This is a genomic window from Streptomyces sp. NPDC028289 (genome assembly GCF_055565975.1).
In genome coordinates, this window is sequence record NZ_JBVHTI010000001.1 from 608,954 (window position 1) to 622,849 (window position 13,896).

A 13,896-nucleotide genomic window follows, 5' to 3' on the forward strand; every position below is an offset into this window, starting at 1 on the left:
TTGCTGTCTTATGAAAGTTTGCTGAGACGTCCCGGTTCTCAGCTCTGACACATCTTTTACCCAGGGCCGCTCAAAGGTTTCTCCTTAGCTTGAGCTCGCGTCCACAGCGGGCGCCAAGAACCTTCGAGGAACGGGATGTTTGGCATCTATCTCAAGCGCGAGCTGGGCCGCAGAAAGAAGGCGGCCCTGGTCATCGCTCTGGGTCTGGCGCTCGGTATCGCGCTGGTCATCACGGTCAACTCGGTGTCGGCCGGCATGACCCAGGCGCAGGACAAGGTCCTCAAGTCGCTGTACGGCCTCGGGACCGACATGACGGTCACCAAGGCCCGTACCGCGCCGACGTCGGGCAGCTCCGGCGGCCCGAACTTCAAGTTCGACGCCAAGTCCAGCAGCAGCTCCACGCAGAGTTCGGACCGCGTGCAGACGCAGGGCGGTCAGGCCCTGAAGTCGTCCCTGGTCACCAAGGTCGCCGGGCAGAAGGGCGTGGAGAGCGCGGTCGGAGCGCTCTCCCTCAACGTCACCAAGGTCGACGGCTCCTTCACCCAGGGCAAGGCGAAGACCTCCACCAGCAGCAGCGGCAGCAGCAACAGCGGCCAGGGCCAGCCGGGCGCCGGCAGCAGCAGCTCGGGCGGCGCGCCGCAGGTTCAGGGCGGCGGCGCCAACTTCGACGTCAACAGCTACTCCGTGGCCGGCGTCGACGTGGCCCACCAGGGTCTCGGCCCGCTGTCCACCATGAAGGTCACCTCGGGCAAGACCTTCACCACCGCCCAGACCAGCGCCAAGGTCGCGCTGGTCAGCAAGTCGTACGCCAAGGAGAAGAAGTACAAGGTCGGCTCGACCTTCAAGATCTCCGGCACCAAGTTCACCGTCATCGGCATCGCGACCCCGGACAGCAGCGAGTCCGACACCGACGTGTTCGTCCCGCTGAAGGTCGCGCAGACCCTCGGCGACGCCAAGAACCAGGTCACCACGATCTACGTCAAGGCGACCGACTCCAAGCAGATCTCCACCGTGAAGAAGGAGATCACCGCCAACATCTCCGGTACGACGGTCACCACCTCCGCCGACCTGGCGTCCACCGTCTCCGGCTCCCTCTCCACCGCCTCCAGCCTGGCGACCAGCGTCGGCAAGTGGCTGTCCATCGCGGTCCTCGCGGCGGCCTTCCTGGTAGCGGCCCTGCTGACCTCCTCCGCGGTGTCCCGCCGGGTGCGTGAGTTCGGCACCCTGAAGGCGCTCGGCTGGCCGTCCCGGAACGTCACCCGTCAGGTGGTCGGCGAGTCCATCGTGAACGGCCTGATCGGCGGCGCCCTCGGCATCGCGCTCGGCGTCGGCGCGGCCTACGCGGTCACCGCGATCAGCCCGAAGCTCACCGCCCAGCTGGGCAGCTCCGGCGGCGGTGGCGTGGGCGGCGGCCCGGGCGGCGGCGGCCCCGGCCAGCAGGCCTCCCAGAACACCCTGGAGATCGCGCTGTCCGCGCCCGTCTCCCTCACCACCATCGCCCTCGCGGTCGGCCTCGCGGTCGCCGGCGGCCTGATCGCCGGCGCGATGGGCGGCTGGCGCGCCTCCCGGATGCGCCCGGCCGACGCGCTGCGCAGCGTCTCGTAACCCCCCGCCCCCGAGCCGGGGCGCCGCTTCCACTCCCCCCGGGACGCGGCGCCCCCACCCCCTTACGGCCCTTACGGCTTTCACGGCCTTACGGCAGAGCACCCAGTGGAGAACCCCATGTACAGACTCACCGGAGTCACCAAGCGCTACACGCGGGGCAAGGAGACGGTCGAGGCGCTGCGCGGCATCGATCTGACCATCGAGGACGGCGACCAGCTCGTCATCCAGGGCCCGACCGGCGGCGGCAAGTCGACCCTGCTCCAGATGATCGGCGGCCTGGACCGCCCGACCGAGGGCAGCGTCCTGCTGGACGACGTCGACCTCGCCCAGGTCAGCGAGACCAAGCTCACCCGGCTGCGCGCGGAGAAGATCGGCATCATCTTCCAGGCGTTCAACCTGATCCCGACGCTCACCGCCCAGGAGAACGTCGAGACAGCCCTCGTCCCGCTCGGCATCAAGCCGGCGGAGCGCCGGGAGCGCGCGGCGGAGGCCCTGCGCTCGGTGGGCCTCGGCGAGCGCCTCGGGCACGCCCCCTCCGAGCTCTCCGGCGGCCAGCAGCAGCGCGTCGCGATCGCCCGCGCGCTGGTGAAGAAGCCGAAGGTGCTCCTCGCCGACGAGCCGACCGGCAACCTCGACGAGGGCACCCGCGACGACATCATGGCCCTCCTCGAAGGCCTCTGGCACGAGTACGGGCTGACCTTCATCATGGTCACCCACGACTCCTCCATCGCCCGCCGCGCCCCGCGCCTGGCCACCATCAAGGCCGGCCAGATCACCCTCACCGAGCAGGGCGGCGGACAGCGGTACGCGCAGCAGGCGGCGGCCGGACAGGGGCAGCAGCAGGCGGCGGCGTACGGCGCCCCGCAGGCCCAGGCCCACGGCCGCCAGCCGTACGTGCAGCAGCAGTACGGAGGCGGCCAGGGTCACTGACCGCCGTTCAGTGAGCGGCGCGGGGCCGCTCACCGCCCGAGGAGACGGTCGATCTCGGCCATCTGCCCGGCGGTGAGCGGCCCCTTCGCGATCGCGCCGGCGTTCTGCTCGGCCTGGGCGACGGACCGGAAGCCGGGGATCGGGACCGTCCGCGGGCTGCGCGCCCAGATCCAGCCGAGGGCGCCCTGGGCGAGGGTCCGCCCGTCGCTGGTGAGGACGGAGCGCAGGGCCTCGATCCGCTCGACCCACGCGGGATCGGCCCCGTCGCCGTCCCCGAACCCGGGCAGCCAGGCCGGCGGCCTGCTGCGGATGTCGCCGGCCGCGGCCCCCGCCCGCCGGCCGCCGAGCAACCCCATGGCGAGCGGGCTGCGGTTGACGGCCGCGAGGTCGAACTTCTCCGCCACGTCGAGGAGTTGCGGAGCGTCCTGGAGCACGTTCAGGGTGTGCTGCACGGCCGCGCAGTGCGGTCCCTCGGCGAAGAGGGCGGCGCGGGCGGGGTCGTCGGTGCTCCAGCCGTAGGCCCGGATCAGCCCCTCGCCGACCAACTCCTCGCAGACGTCCCGGAGTTCGGCGGCACGGACCGGGTCGGCGTCGGAGAGATGGAGCTGGTAGAGGTCCACGTGGTCGGTGCCGAGGCGGCGCAGCGATGCGGTGAGGGCGCGGCGGACGTGGGCCGGGGAGTCGTCGCCGCCGGTGAGGGTGCGGGTCTCCTCGTCGAAGACGTTGCCCCACTTCGTGGCGACGACGACCTCGTCCCGCCGCTTGCCGAGGGCACGGCCGAGGACGCGCTCGCTGTGGCCGGCGCCGTAGGTGTCGGCGGTGTCGAAGAAGGTGACGCCGAGGTCGAGGGCGCGGTGGACCGCCCGTACGGTCTCCTCGTCGTCGACCTTGCCCCAGCCGAGCGGCTGCCCGGCGGCGTCCTGCCACTCGCCGCCGATGGCCCAGCAGCCGAAGCCGAGCGCGCTGACACGGATGCCGGAACGGCCCAGGGTCCTGGTGGTGCTGTCGGTTTCCATGCCCACGACGCTATGAGTTGGAGCGCACCCGAGGACAAGCGATTGCGCGGTCCGTTTCTACGCCTGCCCGGTCTCGAAGCGGGAGATGCGGCCGTCGTCCGCGACCGTGAAGTCCCAGCGGGTGACCATCTCGCCCCAGGTGTCGTTGCGGTAGTGGGCGAGCAGGGAGCGGCCGCCGTTGGACTCGTTGTCGACGTCGATGTGGCCGTTGGAGGAGAAGATCTCCCGGTCGATCCAGTCGTCGAGATTCCGGTCGGAGCCGTCGTCCGCCATGGTCGCGTCCGGGGTGAGGAGTTCCACCAGGCGCTCGCGGTCACTGGCGTTGACGGCGGTGACGAAGGCCCGGACCGCCGGGTCGCTGAGCTTGGCTGTCTTGATCGTCATGTCAGCCAGCGTCACACCGGTCCCGGCGGCCCGCCACCCGCCCGCCACCCGAACGGCCGCGCGGACGGGCCGACCGGGCGTGACGGATGCGACGGTGGAAACCCGCGATCCGTTGCCGCCGATGGGAGCTCCCGTGACCTGCTACGACCGACGTGACGTGGGCCTGCTGCTGCTCCGGCTGGGCACCGGCGGGGTGCTGGCCGCGCACGGCACGCAGAAGCTGTTCGGCTGGTTCGGCGGAGGCGGCCTGGAGGGCACGGGCCAGTTCATGGAGTCGGCCGGGTACGCGCCGGGGCGGCAGAGCGCGCTGGCGGCGGGGCTCGCGGAGGCGGGCGGCGGAACGCTGCTGGCGCTGGGCCTCGCGACCCCGGCGGCGGGGGCCGCGGCGGCCGGGGCGATGGCGGGCGCGACCGCCCTGCACAAGCCGAACGGCTTCTTCGCCGCGGAGGGCGGCTACGAGTACGCCGCGACCCTGGGCCTGGCCACCGCGGGCCTGGCCGTCGCGGGCCCCGGCCGGCTCTCCCTGGACCACGCGTTCGGGCATGTCTTCGACCGGGGCTGGATGGTCCCGGCGGCGCTGGGCGTGACGGCGGCGGCGACGGCGGTGGTGATCGGCGCCCGGAACCGGCGGGTGCGGCGGGCGAAGGAGGGGGAGCAGGAGTCGCTGTTCGAGGAGTAGCCGCAGGGACGGGCGGGGCAGGCTCTCCGCCATGACGGAAGAGCGGACGACACCGCCCACGGAGCCCCGGCGCGCCCCGGCCGGACCGGCCGCCCCGGACCTGTGGACCTCCATCGAGGACCTCTGGACCTGGCTGGACGCACACCGGAGGCACGGCGGCGAGACCGGCCTGGTGCTGCGCATGCTCAAGCTCACGGAGGAGGTCGGCGAGGTCGCCCAGGCGGTGATCGGAGCGACCGGCCAGAACCCCCGCAAGGGCGTCACCCACACCTGGGAGGACGTGCAGGGCGAGCTGTGCGACGTGGTGATCACGGCCCTGGTGGCCCTGCGGACGCTGACGCCGGACGCGGCGGCGGTGTTCGGGCGTCATCTGGCGGGGGTGTCCGAGCGCTCGCTGGGGGCGGCCGCCGGCGGCGGAACGGGGGATCGCGAGGATCCGGAGGGGGTTCGTCCCGGCTGAGCGGAGCCGTGGCGCGGTGGGCGATCCCGGCCTCGGTCCCGGCCCGGCCCCGGTCCCGGTCCCTGTCTCGTCACCGGCGGGCGGGAAGTACCGACCGGCCCTCCTCGCCGCCGCCGCGCCTCCCGGCTACGAGGCACGCCCCGAAGGAGGTTATGGTCCTCTCGGTCCGCCAAGCGGAAGGCGGTCGGTCCCGGCGTGACGACCCGGACCGGGCGCGAGGTCTCGGCGCCCCGAAGTCGCCGTGCCTCGCAAGGAGGAAGGCCATGTCCGACGCCGGGAGCCTGACAGGGCTTCTAGTCTCGCTGGGTGTCCGCCGTGGCGGTGTCCTGATGGTCCATGCTTCGCTGAGCGGCGCCGGACTGGGCCCGTCCGAGGTCCGGGACGCGCTGCTGGCCGCGGTCGGCCCGCACGGCACGCTCGTCACCCCCACCTTCACGCCGGAGAACTCCGACACCTCGCGCGTGCACCGGACGCTCATCGAAGGGTGGTCCGAGGAGGAGATACGCGAGTTCCGGGCGAAGATGCCTCCTTTCCTGCCCGAGGAGACGCCGTGCCCGAGCATGGGAGCGCTGGCCGAGACCATACGGACCACGCCGGGCGCCCGGCGCAGCACGCACCCGCAGTCCTCGCTCGCCGGACTGGGGCCCCGCGCCGCGGAGTTGCTCGCCCGGCACCACCCGCACTGCCACCTGGGCGAGGAGTCACCGCTCGCCGCACTGTACGAGGCGGACGCCCAAGTACTGCTGCTGCGTGCGGGGTTCGAAGCGTGCACCGCGTTCCATCTCGCCGAATACCGGGTCCGGCCGCCCCTGCCCACGCAGCTCTACCGGTGCGTCACGGGGGCCGTGGGCAACTGGACGTCGTACGAGGATCTCGTACTGGACGACAGCGACTTCGCCGCGATCGGGGCGCGGCTGCCGAAGGATCTCCTGGCGGAAGGGGAATGGGCCGGCAAGCCGGTCGTCGTGGTGCGGATGCGTGATGCCGTCGACAACGCGGTGCTACAGATGTACAGATATCGCACGGAAATCGCCTGACACAGAATCAAGGCATCTTTCTTCGGTCGGCCCAACGGTCAGGTGGACGCGCGAAGAGCTCTGACAGAGCATGGACATGGAACGTATCGGTGCGACATCTCGGCACTCGGCACCACTCAGACGCTCAGGGTCAGGGGGAGCAACAACCGATGGATGCGCCTCAGCAAAGCAGCCGCAATGCAAGCCTGGTGGACGTCACCGGGCTCTCGCCCGATCTGCTGGCGGCACTGGCCGACACGAACACGCCGTTCGGCCTTGCCCTACAGCGCCACCTTCAGAAACCCGACAGTCCGCAGGTAACAGCCGACGTCGTCTTCAACAGCGCACTGTGACCGGGCGGGAGCTCGGCCCCGCCGAACCGGGGTATCCACCGGGGGTTCCCTTACGGCAGTTCCTGTTGAAGATCCACAGCAGGTGCAACCTGTCCTGCGATTACTGCTACGTCTACTTCGCCGCCGACCAGAGCTGGCGAGAACGGCCCGTCGTGATGAGCCTGGACACCGTGCGGCGGGCCGCGGACCGCATCGTCGACCATGCCCTGGAGCACCGGCTGCCGTCCGTGCGGATCATCCTGCACGGCGGGGAACCGCTGCTGGCGGGCAGGAAACACCTCTCCGAACTGCTCGGCATCCTCCACGAACGTCTCGACCCGGTGGTCCGCTTTCACTTCTCGCTGCAGACGAACGGGACGCTCCTCGACACGGGCTTCCTCGAGTTGCTGCGCGATCACCGGGTCGAGGTGTCGGTGAGCCTCGACGGCTCTCCCGCGGCACACGACCGGCACCGCCGGTTCGGGGACGGCCGCCCGAGCCATCCACGGGTGGCCGCGGCGCTGAGACTCCTCGGCCGCCCCAGGTACCGCGACCTGTTCGTCGGGCTCCTGTGCGTAGTGGATCTGGCCAACGACCCCGTCGAAACCTACCAGGCGCTCCTGGAGTTCGCCCCTCCGCGCATCGACTTCCTTCTGCCGCACGGCACTTGGCAGCATCCGCCGCCCGGTGTCGAGGACCGGACGGCACCTCCGCGCGATCCTCCGGACCCCGAGGCACGGCATGAGCGAATCCCGTACGCCCATTGGCTGATCCCCGTCTTCGACCGCTGGTTCGACGCACCACGACAGGAGACGCGTGTGCGCATGTTCGAGGAACTCATGTCCGGTCTGCTCGGGGACCCCGTGAACGCGGAGGCGTTCGGACTGACACCGCATGACCTCGTGGTCGTGGAGTCCGACGGGACCCTGGAGGACTCCGATTCCCTGAAGGTCGTGGCGCCCGGCGCTCCGGCCACCGGACTCGACGTCTTCCGGAACTCCTTCTCCGAAGCCCAGTCGACGGACACCCTGCGCCGACGCCAGTCGGGCGCGCACGGCCTCGGACAGGTCTGCCGGGACTGCGCCTTCACCGCCGTCTGCGGGGGCGGCCTCTACTCCCACCGCCATCATCCGGCGACCGGTTTCGCCAATCCCTCGGTCTACTGTGCGGATCTGGCCGCCCTCATCGCCCACATGCGTCGCCGCATGAACGAGCGTCTGGTGCGCCCCCTGTGAGCCGGGCACGGTCCGACACGCTCCCCGCCGGCGAAGTACGCGACGGCCCAAGGAGAGTTGAACGCCTCGAGGATGGGGATAGTGCATATGAACTCGGGCCGATCAGGGTACCGCGCGGGGCAAGGGGGGTATCGTCTGCTGTCTCGGCACTGCTCTACCACGGCAAGGACTGAGGGGTACCGGTTGGGGGGTGATGAGGTGTGGAGGTCCATTGTTTCGTGCTCGCTTCCGCCGGCGCCGGACACCCTCCAAGGCGCGCAGTGTGACCCGCTTCACCACTTGATCCCCGCGGAAGCTGCAGGTCAGGGACTCATTGGAACCGTACTTCTTCCTGAGCTATGCGCGCAGGCGGGGCCCTCGGGTCCTGATCAAGCGGTTTTACGACGATCTTTGCACCGAACTGCGCGACTTACGCGCGAGGACCGGCGAACCGTTCGGCCGGCCCTACCTGGACGTCCTGTCCCTTCAGGTCGGCCAGGACTGGAACGCCAGCCTGAGCGATGCCGTCGGTCACTGTCGCACCATGGTGGCCCTGTACACCCCGGACTACTTCCGCAGCGACTTCTGCGGCAGGGAGTGGAAGGCATTCGAGGACCGGCAGCGCACCCTGCGCGAGGTGACGGGAGTGGACGCGCGAGCGCTCATCCCGGTTCTGTGGGAGCCCGTACCGGCCGTACCCTCCGGCGCCGACCACATACAGTACGAGAACATCGACTTCGGCGAGGATTACGCCCGGTCGGGGTTGAGACGTCTTCTGGTCATGGATCCGGGCGGCGAGTACCGGCGGATCGTGAAGCTCCTCGCACAGCAGGTACTGATCGCGGCGGAACACTTCCGCATCCCCATAGCGAAGGGGCTCGATCTCAAGGCGCCGGAGGCCGCGGGCCCGTTCCCCTCGGCGTCCGACCTCGCGGCGCCGGGCAGCCACGCCGTGCTGCTGGTGGCCGCGCGGACCGCCGCGACAGCGCACCCGCACTCGGCGGACCTCCGGTGCCCGTGCCACGGCGACAGCCCCGCCGACTGGAATCCGTTCCACGCCGAGCACGCGGAACCGCTGGCGGCGCACGCGAAGCACCTTCTGGAGCAGAGCGGCCTGACCGTGCGGACCGAGACGGTCTCGTACCTGCTCGGTCAGCACCTCGAAAGGGCCCGCGCGCAGGGACAGGTCGCGATCCTCCTGGTGGAGGCGTGGGCCGCGGCTGACGAGGCGTACCGGAGCGCCCTTCGGGCGTACGACCGGGAGAACCATCCCGGCAGTGTCGTCATCGTCCCGTGCGGAGCGGACGAGGCAGGTGATTCGTCACAGAGCAAGGCCTACTGGGAGACGGTCCGCGGCGCGTTCCCCCTGAACTGGGCGAGCGGCGCCGGCGAGCCCTTGCCGTTGGTCCAGTTGGGTGCTTTGTCAGACGATTTCGACGCTCTCCTCCATGCGGTCGTTGCCAAGGCGAGCAACCACCTCTTCTCTTTTCTGGGAGAGGAGGAGGTACATCATCGGACCGCCCCCGCGCCATTGCCCATCCTGAACGCCGTGCCCGCCATCCGCCCCACACCTTCGAGAGCCGGAGCAAGGAGCAGGACCGATGACCCATGACGACCACGGCCGGGGCACCATCATCACCTTCTACTCCTTCAAGGGCGGCACAGGGCGCACCATGGCGCTGGTCAACACCGCCTGGATCCTGGCCAGCAACGGCCTGCGTGTGCTCGTGGTGGACTGGGACCTGGAGGCCCCGGGGCTCCACACCTATCTGCAGCCGCTGCTCGCCGACCCCGAACTCACCGAGACCTCGGGCGTGATCGAGCTGGTCCAGAGTTTCGCCGAGAAGGCGAAGGCGCAGACCGTGGGTTCCCGGTCCGAGAGCGGCGGTGCGCTCGCACCTCCGCTGCCCGACGTCGCGGACCTCCAGCAGCATGCCCGGATCGACGAGTACATCGTGGGAACGGACCTGCGGCTTCCGCCCGGCGGGAAACTCGACCTGCTGCCGGCCGGTGCGCAGGACCCGGCGACGTACGCCGTCAAGGTCGGCACCTTCGACTGGGGCATGTTCTACCGCGTAGGTGGCAACAACCTGCTGACCGCGTTGCGTGAGGAACTCGCGGCGCGTTATGACTACGTGCTGATCGACAGCAGGACCGGTTTCAGCGACACGGCGGGCATCTGCACGATGGTGCTGCCCGACATCGTGGTCGACTGCTTCACCCTGAGCCGGCAGGGTGTCAACGGCGCCGTCCAGGTGGCGGAGTCGATCCGCCTGCAGTCCAACCCGCAGCGCGACATCCGGATCGTGCCGGTGCCCATGCGCGTCGAGGACGCCGGCCGCGACCGCCTGGAGGCCGGGCGGTACCAGGCCCGCAGCCTGTTCGCCCGGTACCTGGACTGGATGCCCGAGGACGAGCGCGAGGTCTACTGGAACAGCGTCGAGATCCCGTACAAGGCCAGCTACGCGTACGAGGAGATTCCCGCCACCGTAGGCGAACGCCGTCAGGACGGTACGCTGCTGGCCGCCTTCGAACGGCTCACCGCACGGCTGACCGACAACGCGGTGACCCGGCTGAGCAACATGTCCGAGACCTACCGTCAGCGGCTGCGCAGGGAGTACGAGCGCAACTCGCCCATCAGCCGCAAGGACTTCTACATCAGCTACGCGGCGCCGGACCGTCTGTGGGCGGACTGGGCCGCGGCCACGTTCCGGGCCGCGGGCTTCGAGGCGAAGCTCGCACCGGTCGAGGCCGAGGACCTCCCGGCCGCCTCCACGGCGCTGGCCGGGGTGGAGCGCACCCTCGCCGGCGAGGCACGCCTCGTCGTGCTGCTCTCCCCGCAGTACACGGCGCTGAAGCCCGCCCGGGACATCTGGCAGCGCGTCAGCCGCAGGGATCCGAGCGGCGAGAACGGCATGGTCATCCCGGTGCGTGTGGACGACTCCTCGCTGCCGGCGGGGTTCTCCACGACGTCTCCGGCCGTCAGTCTCGTCGGGGTCTCCGTCGAAGACGCCGTGTTCCGGTTGCTGACCACCGCCGACCGGGACCAGCAGTCCGGAGGCGGCGCCGGGCGCATCGCGGCGAGCGCGGTCACGTCCACCAGGCTCCCGGGCACTCCTCCGAAGGTGTCCCGACTCCCCCAGCGCAACGCCGTGTTCACCGGCCGCCGGGAGCTGATCGAGCGGCTGCGGGACAGCCTGCTCTCGGGCGGTGCCACCGCCGTGCTTCCCCAGGCCCTCTACGGGCTCGGCGGTGTCGGAAAGACGCAGATCGCCCTGGAGTACGCGCACAGGTTCGCGTCGGACTACGACGTGGTCTGGTGGATCAACGCCTCGGAGCAACAGCAGATCCGCCAGGACCTCAGCGCACTGGCCGGGCACCTCGGGCTGGCCACCGGCGGCAAGGACCTGCGGGCGATATGCGGTGACGTGCTGGACAGGCTGCGCCAGGGCACGCCTCCTCACTCCCGGTGGCTCCTCGTCTACGACAACGCCGAGAACGCCGCGGACCTGAACGAGCTGCTTCCCGAGAGCGGACCGGGCCGACACGTCCTCATCACCTCCCGCAACCCCGGGTGGGACGAGCGCGCGGAGCGCCTTGAGGTCGACCTCTTCAGCCGGGACGAGAGCGTGGACCTGCTCCGCCGCTACAACCGCCGCCTGGAATGGGCGGAAGCGGACCGGGTGGCGGAGGAGCTGGGGGACTTCCCCCTCGCCGTCAGCCTCGCCGCGGCCTCGCTCCAGCAGTCGGCCCTGCCCGTGGACACCTACGTGGAGATGCTTCGTAGCCAGATGACCGACATCCTGCGCAGCCAGCCTGCGCCCGAATACCCGACTCCCGCAGCGGCCACCTGGCTGCTCTCGCTCAACCAGTTGCGGGAGCGGATGCCCGCGGCCGCCGCGCTCCTCCAGCTGTGCGCGTTCTTCGGCCCGGATCCCATCCCGCAGACCCTGCTGGAGAACAAGACCTCCCGCCAGCTGCTGCAACGCGACGACGCCGGCCTGGCCAACCGGCAGATGATGATCCCGCTGTACGGCGAGATCAAACGCAACGGGCTCGCGCAGATCGACGAGCGCGCGAGCACCCTCACCCTGCACCGGCTGGTCCAGCGGGTCCTGAGGGACCAGTTCAGCGCCGAGGAACAGCAGGAGATGCGCAAGCGCGTCCACGCCGTCCTGGGCGAGGGCAACCCCGGCAACCCGGATGAGACCGACAACTGGCGCCAGTACGCGGCGCTGCTGCCCCACCTGCGGCCCACACAGGCCGAGGAGAGCGACGACGCAGAGGTGCGGCAGTGGATCTGCGACACGGTCCGCTACCTGTGGCGCAGCGGCGACCCCGCCACCGCGAGCCAGACGGCCGAGCGCGTGCTGGAGACCTGGACCTCGCGGTTCGGGGAGGACGAGGCGCTGGTGCTCCAGATGCGCACCGAACTGGGCAACGCGCTGCGTGACCAGGGCCGGCTGCCCGAGGCGTTCGCGATCACCCGCGACGCCTACGAACGCGGGAAGCGCGCCCTCGGTGAGGACCACATGTACACGCTGAACGCGGCCATGAGCCTGGGTGCCGACCTGCGCGGTGCGGGGCGCTACGAGGCGGCCATGGAGCGCGACCGGGAGACCCTGGAGCGTGCGCGTCGTGTGTACGGCGAGACCCACAGCCGGACGCTGTCGGCCAAGAACAACCTCGCCGTGTCCGAGTTCCTCTCCGGCAACCGGGAGGACGCGCGCGGGACCAACCGCGAAGTCCTCAAGCAGTTCCAGGAGATCTCGGGACCGGACCAGCGCGCCACCCTCAACTCGGCCACGAACTACGCCCGGGACCTGCGCGCCGCCGGGGAGTTCCACGAGGCGCTGAAGCTCATCGAGGACACCCTGGAGCGCAGTCGGCATGCGCTCGGCGACGATCACCTGGTCACGTTCCGGGCCTCGCTCGGGGCGGCCATCCTCTACCGCCGCCTCGGCGACTTCCAGAAGGCCTACACGCTGACCACCGAGACGTACGACCGGTGCCGGAAAGTGCTCGGCGACGACCACCCCGACACCCTGGCCGTCGCGACGAACCTGTGCTCCGACCGGTACGACCGGGGCGACGCCGTCGACGGGCGGAACCTCGCCAAGGACACCTTCGACCGCTACGAGCGCGGATTCGGCCCGGACCACGTGTTCACCCTCACCAGCGCCACCAACCTGGCGATCCTGCTGCGCCTCACGGGCGAGCGGGACGAGGCGCTCCGGCTGTCGGCGCAGACCCTCGACCGCTTGCGGCGCCTGCTCGGCCCCGAGCACCCGTACACCCTCACCTGCATGCTGAACCACGCCACGGACCTGTCGGAGGAGAGCGACCGGCAGCCGGAGGCCGTCACGATGGCCCGCGAAGCGTACGAGGGGCTGAGCACCGTACTCGGTCCCGACCACTATCTGGCGATCGCCGGGGCCTCGAACCTCGCGGCCCTGCTCCGTCAGGTCGAACGGGACGAGGCCCAGCGGCTGCACGACGAAGCCGAACGGCGGGCCCGGGAGAGCAAGGAACTGGGCGCCGAGCACCCCATGACCCGGTCCGTCACGGCGTGGCGCCCGATCGACGCGGACATCGAGCCGCCCGTCACCTGACCGGTGCTGCGGGGCGAGGAGGGGCGGCGGACGAGTCCGCCGCCCCTCACGTCCGCGAACGGCGGACATATGTCCCGGGCGTACCGGGAGCGGTGTCAGGCACCGGCCTCCGGTGTCACGACGGTGTAGAAGACCGCCCGGCCCTGCTTGGTGCGCCGGGCCCGGTTCCTGGCGACCAGGTTCTCCAGCGTCGTACGGATCACGGTCGTCTTGATGGTGCGGCCGGGTTGGGCGGCCCTGATCGCCTCGGCGACGTCGGTCGCGGACCGCGGCTCCCGCTGCTCGGCGAGATAGGCGTGGACGGCCTCGACAAGGCTCGGCTTCGTCTCCGCGGGACCCGGCTTCGCGACGTCACGGCGGTCCGGAGCGGCCTCGGTCCGCTGGTGCGGTACGACGGCATCGGTGTCGGCGTCGGGCGTTGCGGGTGCGGGGACTGAGAGGGAGGCGGAGGCGGCGGACTGCGGGGTGAGTGCCTGCTGCAGCCGCTCCAGCACCACCCTGTTCTCCCGTACCGCGCGCAACTGCTCTTCCAGGGCGGCGATCTCGGTGGCGAGGCGGTCCTGTTCCTGGGCGTTGACTTCGAGGTCCTGCGCGATCCGCGCGCTGTACTCGGACGCCAGCTCGGTGCCGGGTGTCTCGGACATAGGG

12 protein-coding genes are annotated in these 13,896 nt (G+C 70.6%); 9 read left to right on the top strand and 3 right to left on the bottom strand.

Annotated features, from left to right (window positions below):
- Positions 1–135 precede the first annotated feature (135 nt).
- Positions 136–1,605 carry an ABC transporter permease gene (locus ACZ4UV_RS02775; protein WP_451016375.1) on the top strand — a complete coding sequence of 490 codons (1,470 nt, stop codon included), beginning with the start codon at positions 136–138 and terminating at the stop codon, positions 1,603–1,605.
- A 117-nt stretch (positions 1,606–1,722) separates the two neighbouring features.
- Complete coding sequence (locus tag ACZ4UV_RS02780; protein ID WP_451016376.1) at positions 1,723–2,535, top strand: ABC transporter ATP-binding protein; 813 nt, start codon at positions 1,723–1,725, stop codon at positions 2,533–2,535.
- Between the two features lie 29 nt (positions 2,536–2,564).
- Here the strand turns inward: ACZ4UV_RS02780 and ACZ4UV_RS02785 are convergent, their stop codons facing one another.
- Together ACZ4UV_RS02785 and ACZ4UV_RS02790 are read right to left on the bottom strand one after the other, a co-directional pair.
- On the bottom strand, positions 2,565–3,551 hold the full coding sequence (locus ACZ4UV_RS02785; RefSeq protein WP_451016377.1) for an aldo/keto reductase: 987 nt from the start codon (positions 3,549–3,551) through the stop codon (positions 2,565–2,567).
- Between the two features lie 57 nt (positions 3,552–3,608).
- Positions 3,609–3,935 carry a nuclear transport factor 2 family protein gene (locus tag ACZ4UV_RS02790; RefSeq protein ID WP_390037751.1) on the bottom strand — a complete coding sequence of 109 codons (327 nt, stop codon included), beginning with the start codon at positions 3,933–3,935 and terminating at the stop codon, positions 3,609–3,611.
- A 133-nt stretch (positions 3,936–4,068) separates the two neighbouring features.
- On the opposite strand from ACZ4UV_RS02790, the gene ACZ4UV_RS02795 reads away from it, so the two are divergent.
- The 7 genes from ACZ4UV_RS02795 (at position 4,069) to fxsT (ending at position 13,248) form a co-directional block, all read left to right on the top strand.
- Entirely contained in the window at positions 4,069–4,614 is a 546-nt protein-coding gene (locus ACZ4UV_RS02795) for a DoxX family protein (RefSeq protein ID WP_451016378.1), read from the top strand.
- A 31-nt stretch (positions 4,615–4,645) separates the two neighbouring features.
- Positions 4,646–5,074, top strand: a complete 429-nt coding sequence (locus ACZ4UV_RS02800; protein WP_390037749.1) for a MazG-like family protein — start codon at positions 4,646–4,648, stop codon at positions 5,072–5,074.
- A 263-nt stretch (positions 5,075–5,337) separates the two neighbouring features.
- Positions 5,338–6,111, top strand: coding sequence for an AAC(3) family N-acetyltransferase (locus ACZ4UV_RS02805; protein WP_467835521.1), 774 nt, complete (start codon positions 5,338–5,340; stop codon positions 6,109–6,111).
- A gap of 149 nt (positions 6,112–6,260) precedes the next feature.
- A complete protein-coding gene (locus ACZ4UV_RS02810) occupies positions 6,261–6,443 on the top strand; it encodes an FXSXX-COOH protein (RefSeq protein ID WP_351500802.1) in 183 nt (60 codons plus the stop codon).
- Positions 6,440–7,657, top strand: a complete 1,218-nt coding sequence (locus ACZ4UV_RS02815; RefSeq protein WP_467835523.1) for an FxsB family cyclophane-forming radical SAM/SPASM peptide maturase — start codon at positions 6,440–6,442, stop codon at positions 7,655–7,657. Before ACZ4UV_RS02810 ends, ACZ4UV_RS02815 begins: the two co-directional genes overlap by 4 nt.
- A 313-nt stretch (positions 7,658–7,970) precedes the next feature.
- The gene (locus ACZ4UV_RS02820; protein WP_390037745.1) at positions 7,971–9,248 is read left to right on the top strand and encodes a TIR-like protein FxsC; all 1,278 of its coding nucleotides are present in this window, start codon (positions 7,971–7,973) and stop codon (positions 9,246–9,248) included.
- The gene (gene fxsT, locus ACZ4UV_RS02825; protein ID WP_467835525.1) at positions 9,238–13,248 is read left to right on the top strand and encodes an FxSxx-COOH system tetratricopeptide repeat protein; all 4,011 of its coding nucleotides are present in this window, start codon (positions 9,238–9,240) and stop codon (positions 13,246–13,248) included. Before ACZ4UV_RS02820 ends, fxsT begins: the two co-directional genes overlap by 11 nt.
- A gap of 95 nt (positions 13,249–13,343) precedes the next feature.
- Here fxsT and ACZ4UV_RS02830 read toward each other — a convergent pair whose 3' ends face one another.
- A complete protein-coding gene (locus ACZ4UV_RS02830) occupies positions 13,344–13,892 on the bottom strand; it encodes a hypothetical protein (RefSeq protein ID WP_467835528.1) in 549 nt (182 codons plus the stop codon).
- Positions 13,893–13,896 lie beyond the last annotated feature (4 nt).